This is a genomic window from Taklimakanibacter deserti, assembly GCA_003574785.1.
The window spans coordinates 83166-97540 of the sequence record QORU01000004.1 but is presented as its reverse complement, the minus strand read 5'-3'; the positions used below and the strand labels follow the sequence as shown (position 1 = coordinate 97540).

General features: G+C 61.8%; 17 protein-coding genes. 6 read left to right on the top strand and 11 right to left on the bottom strand.

Annotated elements, in window-relative coordinates:
- Positions 1-37 precede the first annotated feature (37 nt).
- Positions 38-328 carry a type II toxin-antitoxin system TacA family antitoxin gene (locus DS839_RS09235; protein ID WP_119270347.1) on the top strand — a complete coding sequence of 97 codons (291 nt, stop codon included), beginning with the start codon at positions 38-40 and terminating at the stop codon, positions 326-328.
- A complete protein-coding gene (locus DS839_RS09230; RefSeq protein WP_119270031.1) occupies positions 325-831 on the top strand; it encodes a GNAT family N-acetyltransferase in 507 nt (168 codons plus the stop codon). Before DS839_RS09235 ends, DS839_RS09230 begins: the two co-directional genes overlap by 4 nt.
- Here DS839_RS09230 and DS839_RS09225 read toward each other — a convergent pair.
- Positions 789-1325, bottom strand: a complete 537-nt coding sequence (locus DS839_RS09225; protein ID WP_119270030.1) for a hypothetical protein — start codon at positions 1323-1325, stop codon at positions 789-791. The two genes, DS839_RS09230 and DS839_RS09225, sit on opposite strands and share 43 nt — an antisense overlap.
- Positions 1326-1543: 218 nt before the next feature.
- On the opposite strand from DS839_RS09225, the gene DS839_RS09220 reads away from it, so the two are divergent.
- Genes DS839_RS09220 through DS839_RS09210 form a run of 3 tightly spaced genes read left to right on the top strand, consistent with a single transcriptional unit; the run spans position 1544 to position 3721 of the window.
- Positions 1544-2899 carry a selenium-binding family protein gene (locus DS839_RS09220; protein ID WP_119270029.1) on the top strand — a complete coding sequence of 452 codons (1356 nt, stop codon included), beginning with the start codon at positions 1544-1546 and terminating at the stop codon, positions 2897-2899.
- A complete protein-coding gene (locus tag DS839_RS09215; protein WP_119270028.1) occupies positions 2896-3282 on the top strand; it encodes a 2Fe-2S iron-sulfur cluster-binding protein in 387 nt (128 codons plus the stop codon). Before DS839_RS09220 ends, DS839_RS09215 begins: the two co-directional genes overlap by 4 nt.
- The gene (locus tag DS839_RS09210; RefSeq protein ID WP_368911485.1) at positions 3272-3721 is read left to right on the top strand and encodes a CoA-binding protein; all 450 of its coding nucleotides are present in this window, start codon (positions 3272-3274) and stop codon (positions 3719-3721) included. Before DS839_RS09215 ends, DS839_RS09210 begins: the two co-directional genes overlap by 11 nt.
- Positions 3722-3745: 24 nt before the next feature.
- Here DS839_RS09210 and DS839_RS09205 read toward each other — a convergent pair whose 3' ends face one another.
- The 10 genes from DS839_RS09205 to DS839_RS36375 form a co-directional block, all read right to left on the bottom strand.
- Positions 3746-4966, bottom strand: a complete 1221-nt coding sequence (locus DS839_RS09205) for an NAD(P)-binding domain-containing protein (RefSeq protein WP_368911407.1) — start codon at positions 4964-4966, stop codon at positions 3746-3748.
- Positions 4967-5021: 55 nt separating this feature from the next.
- On the bottom strand, positions 5022-5579 hold the full coding sequence (locus tag DS839_RS09200) for an OsmC family protein (protein WP_119270026.1): 558 nt from the start codon (positions 5577-5579) through the stop codon (positions 5022-5024).
- Between the two features lie 536 nt (positions 5580-6115).
- Positions 6116-6661 (bottom strand): RICIN domain-containing protein, encoded by a 546-nt coding sequence (locus DS839_RS09195; RefSeq protein ID WP_162918411.1) that lies wholly within the window; start codon positions 6659-6661, stop codon positions 6116-6118.
- Positions 6662-6984: 323 nt separating this feature from the next.
- The gene (locus DS839_RS09190; RefSeq protein WP_368911406.1) at positions 6985-8088 is read right to left on the bottom strand and encodes a DNA glycosylase AlkZ-like family protein; all 1104 of its coding nucleotides are present in this window, start codon (positions 8086-8088) and stop codon (positions 6985-6987) included.
- Positions 8089-8221: 133 nt separating this feature from the next.
- On the bottom strand, positions 8222-8818 hold the full coding sequence (locus DS839_RS09185) for an alpha/beta fold hydrolase (protein ID WP_119270023.1): 597 nt from the start codon (positions 8816-8818) through the stop codon (positions 8222-8224).
- A 71-nt stretch (positions 8819-8889) separates the two neighbouring features.
- A complete protein-coding gene (locus tag DS839_RS09180) occupies positions 8890-9873 on the bottom strand; it encodes a hydroxyacid dehydrogenase (RefSeq protein WP_119270022.1) in 984 nt (327 codons plus the stop codon).
- A 257-nt stretch (positions 9874-10130) separates the two neighbouring features.
- The gene (locus DS839_RS09175; RefSeq protein WP_119270021.1) at positions 10131-10868 is read right to left on the bottom strand and encodes a FadR/GntR family transcriptional regulator; all 738 of its coding nucleotides are present in this window, start codon (positions 10866-10868) and stop codon (positions 10131-10133) included.
- Complete coding sequence (locus tag DS839_RS09170) at positions 10865-12037, bottom strand: mandelate racemase/muconate lactonizing enzyme family protein (protein ID WP_119270020.1); 1173 nt, start codon at positions 12035-12037, stop codon at positions 10865-10867. The genes DS839_RS09175 and DS839_RS09170 overlap by 4 nt, the downstream gene beginning before the upstream one ends.
- Positions 12038-12092: 55 nt before the next feature.
- Positions 12093-12980 (bottom strand): sugar phosphate isomerase/epimerase family protein, encoded by an 888-nt coding sequence (locus DS839_RS09165; RefSeq protein WP_119270019.1) that lies wholly within the window; start codon positions 12978-12980, stop codon positions 12093-12095.
- Between the two features lie 76 nt (positions 12981-13056).
- A complete protein-coding gene (locus DS839_RS36375) occupies positions 13057-13260 on the bottom strand; it encodes a hypothetical protein (protein WP_162918410.1) in 204 nt (67 codons plus the stop codon).
- Here DS839_RS36375 and DS839_RS09160 point away from each other — a divergent pair.
- The gene (locus tag DS839_RS09160; protein ID WP_119270018.1) at positions 13259-14347 is read left to right on the top strand and encodes an ABC transporter ATP-binding protein; all 1089 of its coding nucleotides are present in this window, start codon (positions 13259-13261) and stop codon (positions 14345-14347) included. The genes DS839_RS36375 and DS839_RS09160 overlap by 2 nt on opposite strands.
- Positions 14348-14375 lie beyond the last annotated feature (28 nt).

Genomic DNA, 14375 nt, shown 5'->3' with positions numbered 1-14375 from the left:
GCATTTTGCCGTATATGAGGCAAAAGGAGTTATGCCCATGCCCAAGCCCATTGCCGAAACCGACACCGCCCGGCTGGAAGCGCGCATCCCGGTCCAAATCTATGACCAGATGCAGCGCGCCGCTCGCCTGCGCGGCATGACCCTGACAGGCTATCTCATCGCCACTGCTGGCGAGGACGCACGGCGCGTTGTCGAGGATGCCGAAATCATGCGCCTGGCGCGCGCCGATCAGATCCGCTTTGCCAATGCGTTGATCGATCCGCCCAAGCCGAATAAGCGGCTAAGACGCGCCGCGAAGCGGCACGCCGAACTGATCGAGCGTCGGTGAGTGCCCGCTTCATCATCGAGCCTCTGGGGAAAAAACATAGGCGGACAGACTTCTCCTGCGGCAACGACCGGATCGACAGCTATTTCCACGAGGTTGTGTCGCAGGACGTGAAGCGCAAATACGCGACTTGCTTCGTCGCGAGAGAAATCGCGACAGATCGAGTGGCCGGCTTTTACACCCTGTCGTCCAGCAATGTGCCTCTAAATGAGGTTCCGGAGCCGCTGGCAAAGAAACTGCCGCGCTATCCTTCAGTTCCGGCCGTCCTCATCGGCTGGCTTGGCCGGCATCGCGATTATGCCGGCCAAGGACTCGGAGAGATTTTGCTGTTCGACGCCATCAAGACCGTCGCGACTGCGCCCGTCGGAGCGCATGCCATCTTTGCCGATGCTATCGACGACAAGGCCGCATCATTCTATGCGGCCTTCGGCTTCGTGTCTCTGATCGAGCGGCCACGCAGGCTCTATCTGCCGGTGACGACGGCATTGGACCTGTTATCAACATGATCCGTTGAGGCGTCATCCTTGGCTTCCTTCCTTGGCTTTGTCGTCTCTTCGGCGCTGAACAGCCAGTAACTGTCCGCCACGATCGATTGCAGAAGGATGGCATCAGGTTCCTGCGGGCAAGCTTTTTCCAAAGCCGGGCATTCGCAGCTCCGCAGGACCTCCATCTTGGCGCCGAAGCCGCGCAGGGTTTTGGCGGGCATTTTTGCGATCTCTCTCAGAAGGGCATCGCGGCGGCCCACGATCAGATCGGCCTCGGCATCAGAATCCACGCGTTCGGCAAACACCTTGTGCATGTCCTTCCGGGCCTCCCGGTATTGCCCGTAGAGGGCAAGGAGATCGGCATCGGCATCGGCATCGGATGATCGCTCAAGGTCACCAAGCGCTGCGGTAAGCTTCGCCTGTAGCGCGCGAGCATCGGCGCCGGCGGGCTCGGGAATGACGTCGGGAACCGGCTGGGTCTTGGCGGTGGTGAAGCGAGCAAGGAACGAAGCCATAGAGATACTCCCCTACGATCTGGCATCCGTCCACTGCTCTAGAGGATGGATGGAGATGCTTTCGATTAGGTAAACGGCCAGGCATCCGGTGCAGAATGAATGGGATAGGAGCGAAACAAGCGGCCAAGTCATGGTCTCACCAATATCAGCGAGTGACGTTTGCAAGAGCGGCGTAAGGGTTTAACCTTTCCCTGATTTACCCATATAAGGGAGTGCCTATGACCCATGAGTGCTGTGGACCTGGCTATGCTTCTCCCGCCGAGGCGATGCGGGCGCCGCGCGAAAAGGTGCTCTATACGATTGCCATCTATACCGGGACGGGCATCCAAAAGCCGGACTATCTGTGCACCATCGATGCTGATCCCGAGAGCCCGACCTACAGCCAGGTGATCTCGCGTCTGGAGGTGCCGGGCATCGGCGATGAGCTGCACCATATGGGGTGGAATGCCTGCTCGTCCTGCCATGGCGATCCGGGGATGGAGCGGAAGTATCTGATCGTGCCGGGCGTGCGCTCGACCAATCTGCATATCGTCGACTGCGGCACCGATCCACGCAATCCGAGGCTGTTCAAGGTCATCGAAGGTGCGGAGATCAAGGCCAAAACCAACCTCTCGGCGCCGCACACCGTGCATTGCCTGGGCTCCGAGATCATCATCTCCATGCTCGGCGACGCCCAGGGAAACGCGCCCGGCGGCTATCTCCATCTCGACAAGGATTTCGAGATCATCGGCCGCTGGGAAAACTCCATGGGCAAGATCAAGTTCGGCTACGACTTCTGGTACCAGCCGCGCCACAATGTGATGGTGAGCTCCGAATGGGCGGCGCCCAATACCTTCATGCCGGGCTTCGATCTCGAAGAGGTGGGCCATCTCAAATACGGAAGGGAAATCCATCTCTGGGATTTCAAGAAGAAGGAGCCGAGACAGACATTCTATCTCGGCGAAGACGGCTTGATCCCGCTCGAAGTGCGCTTCCATCACGATCCCGACAGCAGCCACGGCTTTGTCGGCGCCGCCCTTTCGGCCAATATCATCCATTGGTGGAAGGATGCGGCGGGTGAATGGCAGTGGGAGAAAATCGTGGACGTCGAAAACGAGCCGCATCCGGAGTGGCCCATCCCGATACCGGGCGTCATCTCGGTCATCCTCATCAGCATGGACGACAAGTATCTCTACCTCTGCAACTGGCTGCATGGCGACATCCGGCAATACGATATCTCCGATCCGCACAAGGCGAAGCTCACCGGTCAGGTGTGGATGGGGGGCCTTCTCAACCGCGCGCCCGAGGTCAATGGCGTGAAGGTCACCGGCGGACCTCAGATGATCCAGCTCAGCCTCGACGGCAAGCGGCTCTATGTGACGACCTCGCTGTTCTCGACGTGGGACAATCAGTTCTATCCCGAGATCCGCACCAATGGCGGATGCATGCTGATGGTCAATTGCGATACGGAAAAGGGCGGCATGGAGATCGATCCGCGTTTCGTCGTCGATTTCGGCAAGGAGCCGAACGGACCGAGCCGCTGCCACGAAACCCGCTATCCCGGCGGCGACTGCACAAGCGATATCTGGCTTTGACGCTCCACACCATCATTCTCGCCAATCGCGGCGGTGCCGCCTTCAAGGTCGATCACCGCAAACCGCTGCTGACGAGCTTGCGCGAGCAGGGGGTCGATCTGCCCTATGGGTGCCAGTATGGCGGCTGCATAAGCTGTGCCGCCAGGCTGATCAGCGGAAAAGTGGATCAGCGGGCGCAGGTGGCGCTGAACAACCGCCAGATCAACAATGGCTACGTGATATTGTGCGTCGCCCGCCCGATGAGCGACTGCACGCTCGAGGTCGGCGTCGAGAGCCATGACAAGCTCTACCGCAACCCCTTCCTCGACCCACTGGCCCCGCATGAGCTGAAGGCCGATATTGCTATCCCGCTGGAAAAACGAAATGACCCACATGAATCATGATGAGCCTTATCCGGAGGCCTATCTGCAAGGCATTCTGAAATCGGTCAAAACCATCGCCATGGTCGGGGCCAGCCCCGACAAGACCAAGTTCTCCTATGGCGTGCTCAGAGTGCTGCATGAGACAGGCTACGACATGATCCCGGTCAACCCCACGCCGGGTCTCGAGGAAATTCGCGGGCTCAAGGTCTATCCTTCATTGGCGTCCATCGACCGGCCGGTGGACATGGTCGAGGTCTTTCGCCGCTCCGAAGACCTGATGGAGGTTGCTGAGGAGGCGATCGCCATCGGTGCGAAGGTCCTCTGGGGCCAGATCGGCGTGCGCGATGATGCCGCCGCCCGCCTGGCGGAGGATGCGGGGCTCAAGGTTGTGATGAACCGCTGCCCCAAGATCGAGCTGTTCCGCCCCTTCTGGAAACCGAAATTGCATTTGGGGATATGAGGCGAAGGCGGGAAGCCGCCGCCGTCAGGTTGACATCTGCTTGAGGTAGCATGCCAGATGGTCGCTGAGGTCGCGCGCGTCGTCGCCGGCGCCGTCGATCAAAGCCGACTTGCGGCGGCGCAGGAACTGCATGCCCATCAGATAGAGGCCCGGATAATCGGTCACCCCGCCATCGTGACGCACTTGGCCCTTGCGATCGAGCACCGGCACTTGAAGCCAGGAATAGTCCGGACGGTATCCGGTCGCCCAAAGAATGGTCCTGATCCTGCCGTTCTTGAGATCCATGCCAAGCGGCGGCGCTTTCTCGACCTCGGTGGGAAGAGGGCGGTGCGGCGCTTCGATCTGACCGTCGAGGCCTTTGCTGGTCACCCATTCGTCGATCGTGCCGAGCAGCCGGTTCATCTTGAGATCGGCCATCGCGCAATTATTGTGCAGCGAACCCGAGAACTGCGCCTTGCCCTCGGCGATGCCGGCGATCCGCCCGACGAGTTTGACGCCGATGCTGGTCAAGGCGTTGAGGTCCAGAGTCTTGCGCTCGGTCGAGCCCGCCAGCTGAGCCGACGGCACCCGGCGTGCCCGGTCTATGTCATCGACTTCGTCATAGCGCTCGTCGTGAAGGCGTGTGACATCCATCCACCACTGGATATCCTTGCCCCGGTAGACGCGCGGCGCCCGGACATGCTCGCCGACGGACAGCGTGACCGGTCGGCCCGAGCGGTGAATCTCGTCCGCCAGCTGGGTTCCGGTCGCAGACGCGCCGACGACCAGTACGCCACCCTCATCCAGCTGACTTGGATTGCGATATTCCATAGAGGTAACGGTTGCGATCCCCGACGGAACCGCCGCGGCGACCGCAGGAACCCGCGCCACATTGCAGGCGCCGGTCGCGAGCACGACGGTTCGACAGCGCCAAGTGCCTCTATCCGTGGCCACGACGAAGCCTTTGTCCGCGGCGGACAGCGATGTCACCCGCGTATTGGTCTCGACGGGTGCCGAGATCACGCTTGCGTAGCGAGCGAGGAAATCAATGATCTCGGGCATCGTGCGGTAACCGTCGGGATTATCGCCATCATAGCCGAAGCCCGGCAGGCGGCTTTGCCAGTTGGGTGTCAGCAGGCGAAGCGAGTCCCAGCGTTCGGTACGCCACGAATTGGCAACCTCACCGCGCTCTATCACGACATGGTCGATAGAGCGTTCGGTGAGGCAGCGGCTCATCGCCAGTCCAGCATGACCGGCGCCGATCACAACAGTTTCTATGTTGCGAAGGCTATTCAACTCTTTAGATCGTGAGATGCGCCGATCAGTTCACGGTGACGGTGACATTGGTCGGGTTGGTCACGATGTCATAGACAGCCGAGCGCTTTTGCGATTGCGCCACTAGCGCCTTGATGTCGTCTGCGCTCGCGTCGGCATCGATCTTGAAGTTTACCTTGATCCCATCGAAACCGTTACGGACGTCCTTGTCGATGCCGAGGATGCCATAAAGGTTCATGTCACCTTCGAGCGTCGCCGTGACCGAGCGCAGCTGAATGCCCCGGTTCTGGGCCACGGCGGCGACGCCGGCCGTCAGGCAGCTGGCGAGGCCGACGAGGACGATTTCGACCGGTGTCGCGCCATGGTCTTCCGAGGCAAAGACCTCGGGGTGATCGGCATCGAAAGTAAAGGTGGTCTTGTGCTTCTGCTCTCCACCAAGGCCATAAAAGCCCTCGACGGTCGAGTGGCTGTGCGTGCCGTTTTCCCAGTTGCAGGTTGCCCGCCATTTGAAGTTGGCGGCCTCGGGGGCACCCTTCAGCGCCTCGCGGGCCTCAAGCAGTGCATCAACGTTGACGCCATTGTCGGCTTTAGCTTCGGAAGCCATATGCATTCTCCGTGTCTTGCGCTGGGCATATAGGGGTCAAAATCCGGCGGGTATTCGCCGCTACCCTGAGCGGATTTCCCGACGGGATGGTATGGATGCCCGAGCCTTTCTGCAAGTTTATTTACGCAGAGGCATGGCGGTTCCTTCCATATTGGAGCCAGGTGAAAATTCATGCCGCCTGAGCGGAACTGAACTGCCGAAATCATCCAGATGAAGCCGAAAAAGGCTGGCACCCGCACCAGGGATTGGACCCGGATCCTCGGTTTGGACCCTCCTTCGCTAAAGCTTCGGAGGGCTTTTCAGATCCTGCGAAGCTCGAAGAGCGAAGCAGGATGCGCTCCTTCGCTGAAGCTCCGGAGGAGTGGCCCAGCCTCCACGATCTCCGGCCGTCCAGCACTGTGCGTACGAGCATTCATACGCACAGTGTCTTCGCTCAGCTCCTCGATGACAACGCGGCCCGGACCGTACGGATACGGGAGTATCATGCAATTCGAAAAATCAGATCGCCGAGATACCATAGCTAATATCTAGGCTGCCTAATTTATTACTGGAGGAGGGCCACCGTTGAAATCCCAGAACTGGTTGAGGTTGTTATGGCATCTCCATTGCTGAAGGATAGCACCCTGCTTCGGCCGATTTGCCAGGGACGGGCCAGGGTTATGTGCATCCAGGCATTTTCCGGAATGCCGGGCCCGGACTATGATTCTTGCATTGTCGCAGAACGTCATGGGTTGACACTGGACATAAGGGTCAGTGACAAATTCCGCGAACCAGAGTTGGCTGGGGCCGCCGTGGCAGTCGAATGTCTGGACGATGGCGCCGTCTGCCCCGCTTGCACCATTGACATCAAGGCATTTGGCCGCATGTCGCGCCTTGATCTGGAAATCAGAGTGCGGGTTGTTCGGATCGACGCGCACGATGTCGAACCGTTGGTTCGGCCCACCCCAATCTGGCCAGAGCACTGTATGCGTGTTGGCGATTTGTCCTTGCCATACGTCGACCACCATCCCGGTGTAGTGATTCACGATGGAATAGGGCTCTGCAGCGCCGGCAGTGTTTGACGCCAGCAGGCCGAGCGCCATCGGGAGTATGGTCCGCCAGGATAATCGAGACCTTTTTCTAATGTGCTGGACATCCTTAGGCAGGTTTGTGACTAGCGGTCTTGACATAGCAGCCTCCATTTTCTCGACGGCAATGGCGCCGTGAGATCACTGCCTGATCGGAAAGTCGATCAGGCGCGACGCGGAAACTAGCGAATGTGAGCATACGGATCGCTTACGCGGTCTTTCTCGAGCTCGATGCTCTAGAGCGCCGGACGCTCTCATGGAATCGTCCCGGCGCTCTATCTCTTTGTTTTTGCGCATCGGCTTATCCGAAAACCGCACGCACTTTTCGGGCTGATGCTCTAAAGGTCGAGAAACTCGTGCATCTGCTGCAGCGCTTCATCCAACGCCAGCTTGAAGGCGCGACTGCGGGGCCGTTGGCCGGCAAAGCCGAGCTCGTGCTGCAGCCGGCCATCGACCGCCTTCAAATTGGCCCAGCCCAGCATATGCTCGCCCCAGAGCATGGGCATCGCGTAGTGACCCATGCGGCGCTTGTGCGCGGGGACATAGGCCTCAAGCTTGTATTCCCAGCCCCAGAGCAACTGAAAGCGTCGCCGGTCCCAGACCACCGGATCGAAAGGCGCGAGGAAGCGCAGCCTGTCATCGACCCGGTGCCGCGCGGCGGCGGGCTTCTCGCCCTGCGGCCAGAACCACAGCAGGCCGTCGACCTCCGCATGGGCATAACGGGATTTGGCGCGCTCGTGGAGCTGCCTTATCTCGGCGGCGAGGTGCGACACGCCAGAGGACAGCAGTCTACACAGATAGCGCAAGCTGGTTGCGGGCAGCGGCGCGTAAAGCTGCACCACCATGTCCAGCAACCGGCCGGCGCGCATGAGCCGGGACGCGGGACTGTCGTCCTGCGGTGGATGCTCGATCGCCTGGTAGATCCGGGTGCCGGCCTCACGCCGCTCCACCCGGAGCAGCCCGCGATAATGCAGGCCGTCCAGCAGATGCGCGCCGACATTGAGATTGGAGCCCCAGCGTTTCATGCGGCCATGGTCGAAATGCGCCTGCACATGCTTGCCGTGGGTGCGTCTATGCCGGCGGGCAAAGGCCAGCACCTCCTCGGCGCGCGCCTGCATGCCGGTGTCCCAGGCGTCCCAGGCGGGCGGCTCCCCGCGCGGATGCAGCAAAGCCACGGTCTCGCGCTGCACGAAACCATAGTTGATGAAGAAGTCCTCTTCGATCGCCAGACGAGGGTAGCGGCGTTCCAACTCGCCGACACGGTAGTTCTTGACGCGCTGCGCGAGGATCAGATCCTGGGCGCGAGCCGGCGCTCGCATCGGGTCCGCCTGCACAAAGCCCAAACGCGCAATGGCCCGCGGCAGGCTGGTCGGTTTGAACAGGCTGCGCGCGATCGCATAGCGGCGAAGCTGCTCCAGACTAGGCGTTTCGCGGCGATCCACGTGTGGCGTCCGGATTCGATGGTCCGAGATCTTCGTCTGCCTCATATTCCCAATTATTGTCCATATGTGTCAGCAGCCGTTAGCGACGGGCCGCTTCGGCGCGCCGCTGATCGGGTGCCTTAAGGCCCAACCTCTATTTCAAATGCTCGGCAATGAGCGGGGCAACGACTTCCGCCTTGTCGGATGCGAGGCTGTGGTCGCCACCGGGTACGACATGCAGCTTAGCGTTCGGCATGCGGCGCTCGAGGTGGAGTCCGATGGAAACTGGGCTGATCGGATCGGAGTCTCCCCAAATCAAAAGCGTCGGCGCCGCGATGAGCTCAACCGGGAGCGCCGCAGCCGTGCTACGCTGCATGATCCAGTCGGCTGCCTGCGGAAATTGACTTCGGTACTCCGCTCTCCAATCGGAGGCGCCAAATCGTTCCATGTTCACACCACCCGAGGTGGCCGTCAGGACGAGCCGGTGGACCATGGTTGGCCGGGCGAGAGCTATTCGCGCCGCGATGACGCCGCCCATGGACTGGGCCACCACATCGACCGGACCATCAATCCTGTCCTCGACGAGCCGAACGAGATCGTCGATGCCGTTGATCCTGGGATCGTGCGGCTGACTGCCGAGGCCAGGCCAGCCAAAAAGCACCTTCTCGCGCTCGGTCGGCAAGAGCATCGCTACGGGCCGCCAAAATTCGGGTGAGCCGCCGGCGCCGGGCAGGAACAGGATTTTTCGCATTCTCTACCTGGAGTTTTGGGCCGAAAACATTCCGCATGCCAGCGCGCTGCCGCTCGTTTCGGGCGAGGATATTAGAGAAACCGCCGGCGATATTGCGCAACGACGGACGGGTTGACAAGATTGACCGGCAGATCTCCCTTGAGCACGCGCAAGGTTTCTTCGACCGCGCCAATGCCCATCCGCTCCATGCTCTCCTCGGTGATGCCGGCGAGATGCGGGGTCAGGATCACATTGCCGAGGCTGAAGAAGGGATGATCCGCCGGCAGCGGCTGCTCGGCAAAGACGTCGATCGCGGCACCGCCGAGATGCCCGCTCTCCAGGGCCGCGACGACATCGTCCTCATTGGTGACGGCGCCTCTCGCGACATTGATCAGAAAGCTGCCCTTGCGCATCAGGGCGAGCTCGCGGGCGGCAATCATGCCGCGGGTCTCAGGCGAGAGCGGGCAGGCGAGAACGACATAGTCGCTGCGCCGGAGGAGCTGGTCGCGGGCGACCGGCTCGACGCCTTCCGGAAAGCCGGCATTGCGCCGCGTCGAGCCCAGGATCCGCATGCCGAAGCCCGGTCCGGCGATATTGGCGATGGCGCGGCCGAGATGGCCCATGCCGATGATGCCCATCGTAGCGCCCTGGAGCTCGCGGGCGGCGAGCGAATGAGCGCGGCCGGCGAGCCAGCCCTTGTGGCGCAGATCGGAATCGATGGCGCGGAAACGCCGGGCCAGCGCCAGAGCGACGAAGATCACATGCTCGGCGACGGAACGGGCATTGACGCCCGGCACATTGGCGACGAGCACGCCCGCTTCCGTTGCCGCCTCGACCGGGATCATGTCGAGGCCGGCGCCGTGGCGGATGGCGGCCTTGAGCTTCTTGGCGCCGGCAAAGAGTGATTCCGGCAGATTGGCGCGCACGATGACGATGTCGGCGGCCGCGGCCTCGCGGGTGAGGGTGTCGGCTTTGAGATCGGATGCGACGACGAGCTCGGCCGCGCCGTCGAGCAGCCTCGCGGCATTGGGATGCAAGGGATGCGTCGAGTAGACGATGGGCCGGTCGCTGGTCATGACCGCCCTCCACGAAACTCGATTGCCTTCGCCCCGCAAGCGGAGCGCAGCGGGGAGAGGGAAGGGGCCCGACGCGAAGCGGCGGAAAGGGTGAGGGGCATGGGCATATCAATCGCTTCTCGGCCGTATCGCGGATGCTTCTCTCGTTTGACGCTCGGTTGCAAGTCCAGTGTGAATCCCGCGGCAGCCCCTCACCCTCCCATTGCTTTGCAATGGGGCCCTCCCTCTCCCCGCTAAAGCGGGGCGAGAGTAAGGCATCAGCTCGTGATATGGCGCAGCCAGGCGGCTTCGGGCTGCGGCTTCTCGGGTGAGGGCGGTTTGTCGAGAAGGCCGGTCCAGTAGCTCTCGACACCTTTGAGATGCGCATCCATGAGGCCCATCGCCTCCACCGGATCGCGTCTGGCGATCGCCTCGAAGATGCGGATATGCTCATTATGCGACTCGCGGCAGCGTTCGGGGCGCTGGAAATAGATGCGCCGGCGCTCGGCCGTCATCAGGTAGAAGATGCGCACGATGCGGTAGAAGACATTGTTCTGCGTGGCATTGACGATCTCGAGATGGAAATCGCGGTCCTCGATGTCGATCGGCTCTTGCGCTTCGATGCGCTTGAGGGACGAGGCGAGGACCGCGCGCATACGGTCGAAATTCTCCAGCGTCGCGCGCTCGCAAGCGAGCCTGACCGCGGTGATCTCGTGGATGCGGCGCATCTCGTTCGACTGGCGCACCTCTTCGGCCTGCAGCGGCACGCCGATCTGGGCGAAGAGGGCCAAGGCCTCGACGCTCGCCGAATCGCTCGACATATAGATGCCGGATTTGGCGCGCCGGTCGATGACCCTCAGCGCCTCGAGATAGGCCAAGGCCTCGCGCACCAGGCCGCGGCCAGCCTTGAACCTTTCGGCAAGCTCGCGTTCCGACGGCACGCGCTCGCCCGGCTCGTATTTCCTCTGCAGGAAGAAGAGCGCCAGTTCCGAAACCAGGTCGCGATGCTCGTTCATCCGAAATGCACCGCATGTTTGGCGATAATGTCCTCGCGCGGCGTGATTCCCAGGCCCGGCCGATCGGGGATCGTGATCATGCCGTCCTTCACCTCGACCTTCTCCTCGATGAGATCATGCAGCATCGGATTGGCGCCGAGCGAATATTCGAGAATATAGCTCGACGGGCTCGCGGCGGCGAGATGGAGCCCGGCAAAGAAGGCGGGGGCCCCGGCCCACAGATGCGGCGCCAGCCGCAGATTGAACGCGGCCGCCAGCGCATCGATGCGGCGCGCCTCGGTGATGCCGCCGCATATAGCGAGATCGGGCTGCAATATGTCGACGGCGCGCTGGGTGATGAGGTCGCGGAAATCGAAGCGGGTGAACTCGCTTTCGCCGGCGGCGATTGGGATCATGGCCGAGGCGCGCACTTCGGCGATGCCGGCCTTGTCATCGGCGGTCACCGGCTCCTCGAACCAGGCGAGATTGCAGTCGGCGACCAGATGGGCGAAGCGCTTGGCCTCGGCCACGGTGAAGGTGCCGTGCGAATCGACCATGATCTCGATGTCGGGCCCTAAGGCCGCGCGCGCCGCCTTGACGCGCTCGGCGCTGACCTGCGGCGCCCCATCCATGGCGCCGACGCGCATCTTCACCGCCTTGAAGCCGCCTTGCTTCACATAGCCCGAGAGCTGATCGCCAATGGTCTGGGCATCGGCCCAGCCGCCCGAGGCATAGGCCGGCATGGCTTCGGCCTTGCGTCCGCCGAGCAGGCGCCAGACCGGGGCGTTCATGGATTTTCCGGCGATGTCCCAGAGGGCGATGTCGATGGCGCTGATCGCGGCGATGGTCTGGCCGCGCCGCGCCATGTCGGGCATCGAATGTCCGCGCGCCGTCGCATGATGGGCGCGCACGCCGTTGTAAAGCGAATCCCAGATCACGGAAATGTCCCGCGCGTCCTTGCCGATCAGGCGCGGGGCGAATTCCTTGTTGATGAGGGTGACGAGCCCGGCATAGGTGCCGGCACTGCCGGCGGCGTTCTTGCCTTCGCCCCAGCCGGTGATGCCGGCATCGGTGTCGATGCGCAGGATCGCCGAATCAAACGTCCTGATCTGCCCGAAATCGCTTCTGTGCTGACGATCTTGAGCGATCGGTATGGACACCCAGGTGGCTTCGATCCGTTCGATCTTCATCATGTTCTCCCGGCCGTTACGAGCGGGCTCGCCCGATGCGGGCCCGCTCGGCCGGTCATTTGATCAACGGCAGAATCGTTTCGGCCGATTTCTTGACGAGCATGGTGTAGAATTCCTCGCTCAACAGGCTCGAGCCGTGATCCTGGATAAACTTCAACTGCTCGGGCGAGATATCGACCGGGTTCTTCTCGACGGCATCGGGATATTTGGTGGCCGGCGTCCGGTCGACCGGCGCCACGAACTCGACGGTCAGTGCTCCGTCATAGCCCGCCTCCTTCAAGGTTTTCACGATCTTCGGCCAGTCGAGCGCCCCCTGGCCCGGCGCCATGCGGTTGTTGTCGGCGATGTGGAAGTCATAGAGGCGTTTTCCCGCCTTCTTGATCGAGGCGAACATGTCGGCGTCCTCGATATTGAGATGGAAGGCGTCGATGCACACGCCGCAATCAGGCCCGACCGCTTCGGCCAGCGCCAAAGCCTGGTCGGCGCGGTTCAGGATATAGGTCTCGAAACGGTTGAGCGGCTCGATGGCGATGCGCACGCCTTTTTTCTTGCCGTGCTGATAGACCTCGGTCACGCCTTCGATGAGCCACTGCCACTCTTCTTCGGGCGTCCCATCGGGCGTGATCTTGCCGACGGTCGCCGGCACGAGGGTGATGATCTCGCCGTCAAGCTCGTTCACCATGGTGACGACGCTCTTCATGTAATCGACGGTCTTGGCGCGCTGGGCTTCGTCCCTGGCGGCGAGATTGCGGTCGGCGAGGGTGAGCGTCACCGAGCCCCAGCAGCGGATGCCATATTGCTTCAGCAGCTTGCGGGTGTCGTTCACATTGTATTGGGTGGGCTCGCCGGAGATTTCGATGCTCTCATAACCAAACTTCTTGATGCGAGCCAAAGTGGTCTCGAGCGGCTCGGCGCGCATCCAGTTATGTGTCGAAAGATGCATGAAAGGTTCCTCCCTGGACTGATCTGGGTCGACCATTTTGGTCCGACCAAATTTGTTACCCTAGCCATAGAACAGGTCAAAATCCGTCGCAAGGGGCGGATTTCGCAAGTGCAGCAGCATTTTTGCCGTGCAGGTCCAACACAAACGCTTGCGCCCGGATCAATTTGGTACTACCAGTTTGATCAATAACAAAGGCGCAGCGCAGCGCCGTAAATGGGAGGATTTCGCGTCGATGAAGCCAGTTTGCCCCAGCACGACTCATATCGGCTGAGGTGGCCATGTCCCCCAATAAAGCCTCCGCCGTCAGCCTCGAAGGCGTGTCGAAAGCCTATGGCCGCGTGAAAGCGCTCGACCGGCTGACCTTCGATGTCGCCGAAGGCCAGTTCTTCGCCCTGTTCGGGCCGAGCTCGGTCGGCAAGACGACGACTATGCGCACTATCTCCGGCCTCGTGATCCCGGATACGGGCAGGGTGGCGCTGCATGGCGTCGATGCGACCCATGCGCCGATCAAGTCGCGCGGCGTGTCGATGGTGTTCCAGTCCTTCGCGCTCTATCCGCATCTCACCGTCTACGAGAATTTCGCCTATCCCTTGCGCGAGGCGAATGTCGCGCGGCCGGAGATCGACAAGCGGGTCAAGGAGACGGCCGAGATGCTGAAGCTCGCGCACCGGCTCGAGCGCAAGCCCAATACGCTGTCGGGCGGCGAGCAGCAGCGCGTGGCGCTCGGACGATCCTTGATCCGACGCCCCAATATCCTCCTGCTCGACGAGCCCCTGACCAATCTCGACGCCAAGCTCCGCCACGACATGCGCGCCGAGCTCAAGCGCCTGCACCGCCAGTTCGGCATGACCATCATCTACGCGACGCCCGATGAGCTCGAGGCCCTGTCGATGGGCGAGGTCATCGCGGTGATGCGCGATGGTGCGGTGGTGCAGAAGGGATCGCCCGACGAGCTCTATGACCAGCCCAACGACGTCTATGTCGCGGCCAAGATCGGCGCGCCGCATATGAACCTGCTCGAGGCGACGGTGGGCGAAAGCGGCGAAGCGCTGAAGACCGGCTTCGGCAGCTTCGAGCTCGCCCGTAAGATCAAGGCGAAAGCGGGCGACAAGGTCGTCATGGGCGTGCGCCCGGCCGATCTCGAAATCGCGTCCGGCCAGGCGGTCCAACTTTCGGCGCCGGTGCAGCTGCTCGAGCCGTTGGGCGATGTCACCATCGTTTCGCTCGGCGAGAAGACCGACAATCTGCGGATCCTTCTGCCGGAATCGCGGGCGAGCGAGATCAAGCTCGGCGACCGCCTGCCGATCAAGGTCGATGCAAGGAAAATCCATGTCTTCCGCGTCGAGGACGGTATCGCCTTGAGGTGAGCCGTCCAAGCACGCGAAGAAAAGAGAA

Excerpts from the sequence above, each read along its gene's own strand:
- DS839_RS09235 (WP_119270347.1), top strand. The coding sequence starts at position 38 with ATGCCCAAGCCCATTGCCGAAACCGACACCGCCCGGCTGGAAGCGCGC.
- DS839_RS09225 (WP_119270030.1), bottom strand. The coding sequence starts at position 1,325 with ATGGCTTCGTTCCTTGCTCGCTTCACCACCGCCAAGACCCAGCCGGTT.
- DS839_RS09220 (WP_119270029.1), top strand. The coding sequence starts at position 1,544 with ATGACCCATGAGTGCTGTGGACCTGGCTATGCTTCTCCCGCCGAGGCG.
- DS839_RS09210 (WP_368911485.1), top strand. The coding sequence starts at position 3,272 with ATGAATCATGATGAGCCTTATCCGGAGGCCTATCTGCAAGGCATTCTG.
- DS839_RS09200 (WP_119270026.1), bottom strand. The coding sequence starts at position 5,579 with ATGGCTTCCGAAGCTAAAGCCGACAATGGCGTCAACGTTGATGCACTG.
- DS839_RS09195 (WP_162918411.1), bottom strand. The coding sequence starts at position 6,661 with ATGGCGCTCGGCCTGCTGGCGTCAAACACTGCCGGCGCTGCAGAGCCC.
- DS839_RS09185 (WP_119270023.1), bottom strand. The coding sequence starts at position 8,818 with ATGCGAAAAATCCTGTTCCTGCCCGGCGCCGGCGGCTCACCCGAATTT.
- DS839_RS09180 (WP_119270022.1), bottom strand. The coding sequence starts at position 9,873 with ATGACCAGCGACCGGCCCATCGTCTACTCGACGCATCCCTTGCATCCC.
- DS839_RS09175 (WP_119270021.1), bottom strand. The coding sequence starts at position 10,868 with ATGAACGAGCATCGCGACCTGGTTTCGGAACTGGCGCTCTTCTTCCTG.
- DS839_RS09170 (WP_119270020.1), bottom strand. The coding sequence starts at position 12,037 with ATGAAGATCGAACGGATCGAAGCCACCTGGGTGTCCATACCGATCGCT.
- DS839_RS09165 (WP_119270019.1), bottom strand. The coding sequence starts at position 12,980 with ATGCATCTTTCGACACATAACTGGATGCGCGCCGAGCCGCTCGAGACC.
- DS839_RS09160 (WP_119270018.1), top strand. The coding sequence starts at position 13,259 with ATGTCCCCCAATAAAGCCTCCGCCGTCAGCCTCGAAGGCGTGTCGAAA.
- DS839_RS36375 (WP_162918410.1), bottom strand. The coding sequence starts at position 13,260 with ATGGCCACCTCAGCCGATATGAGTCGTGCTGGGGCAAACTGGCTTCAT.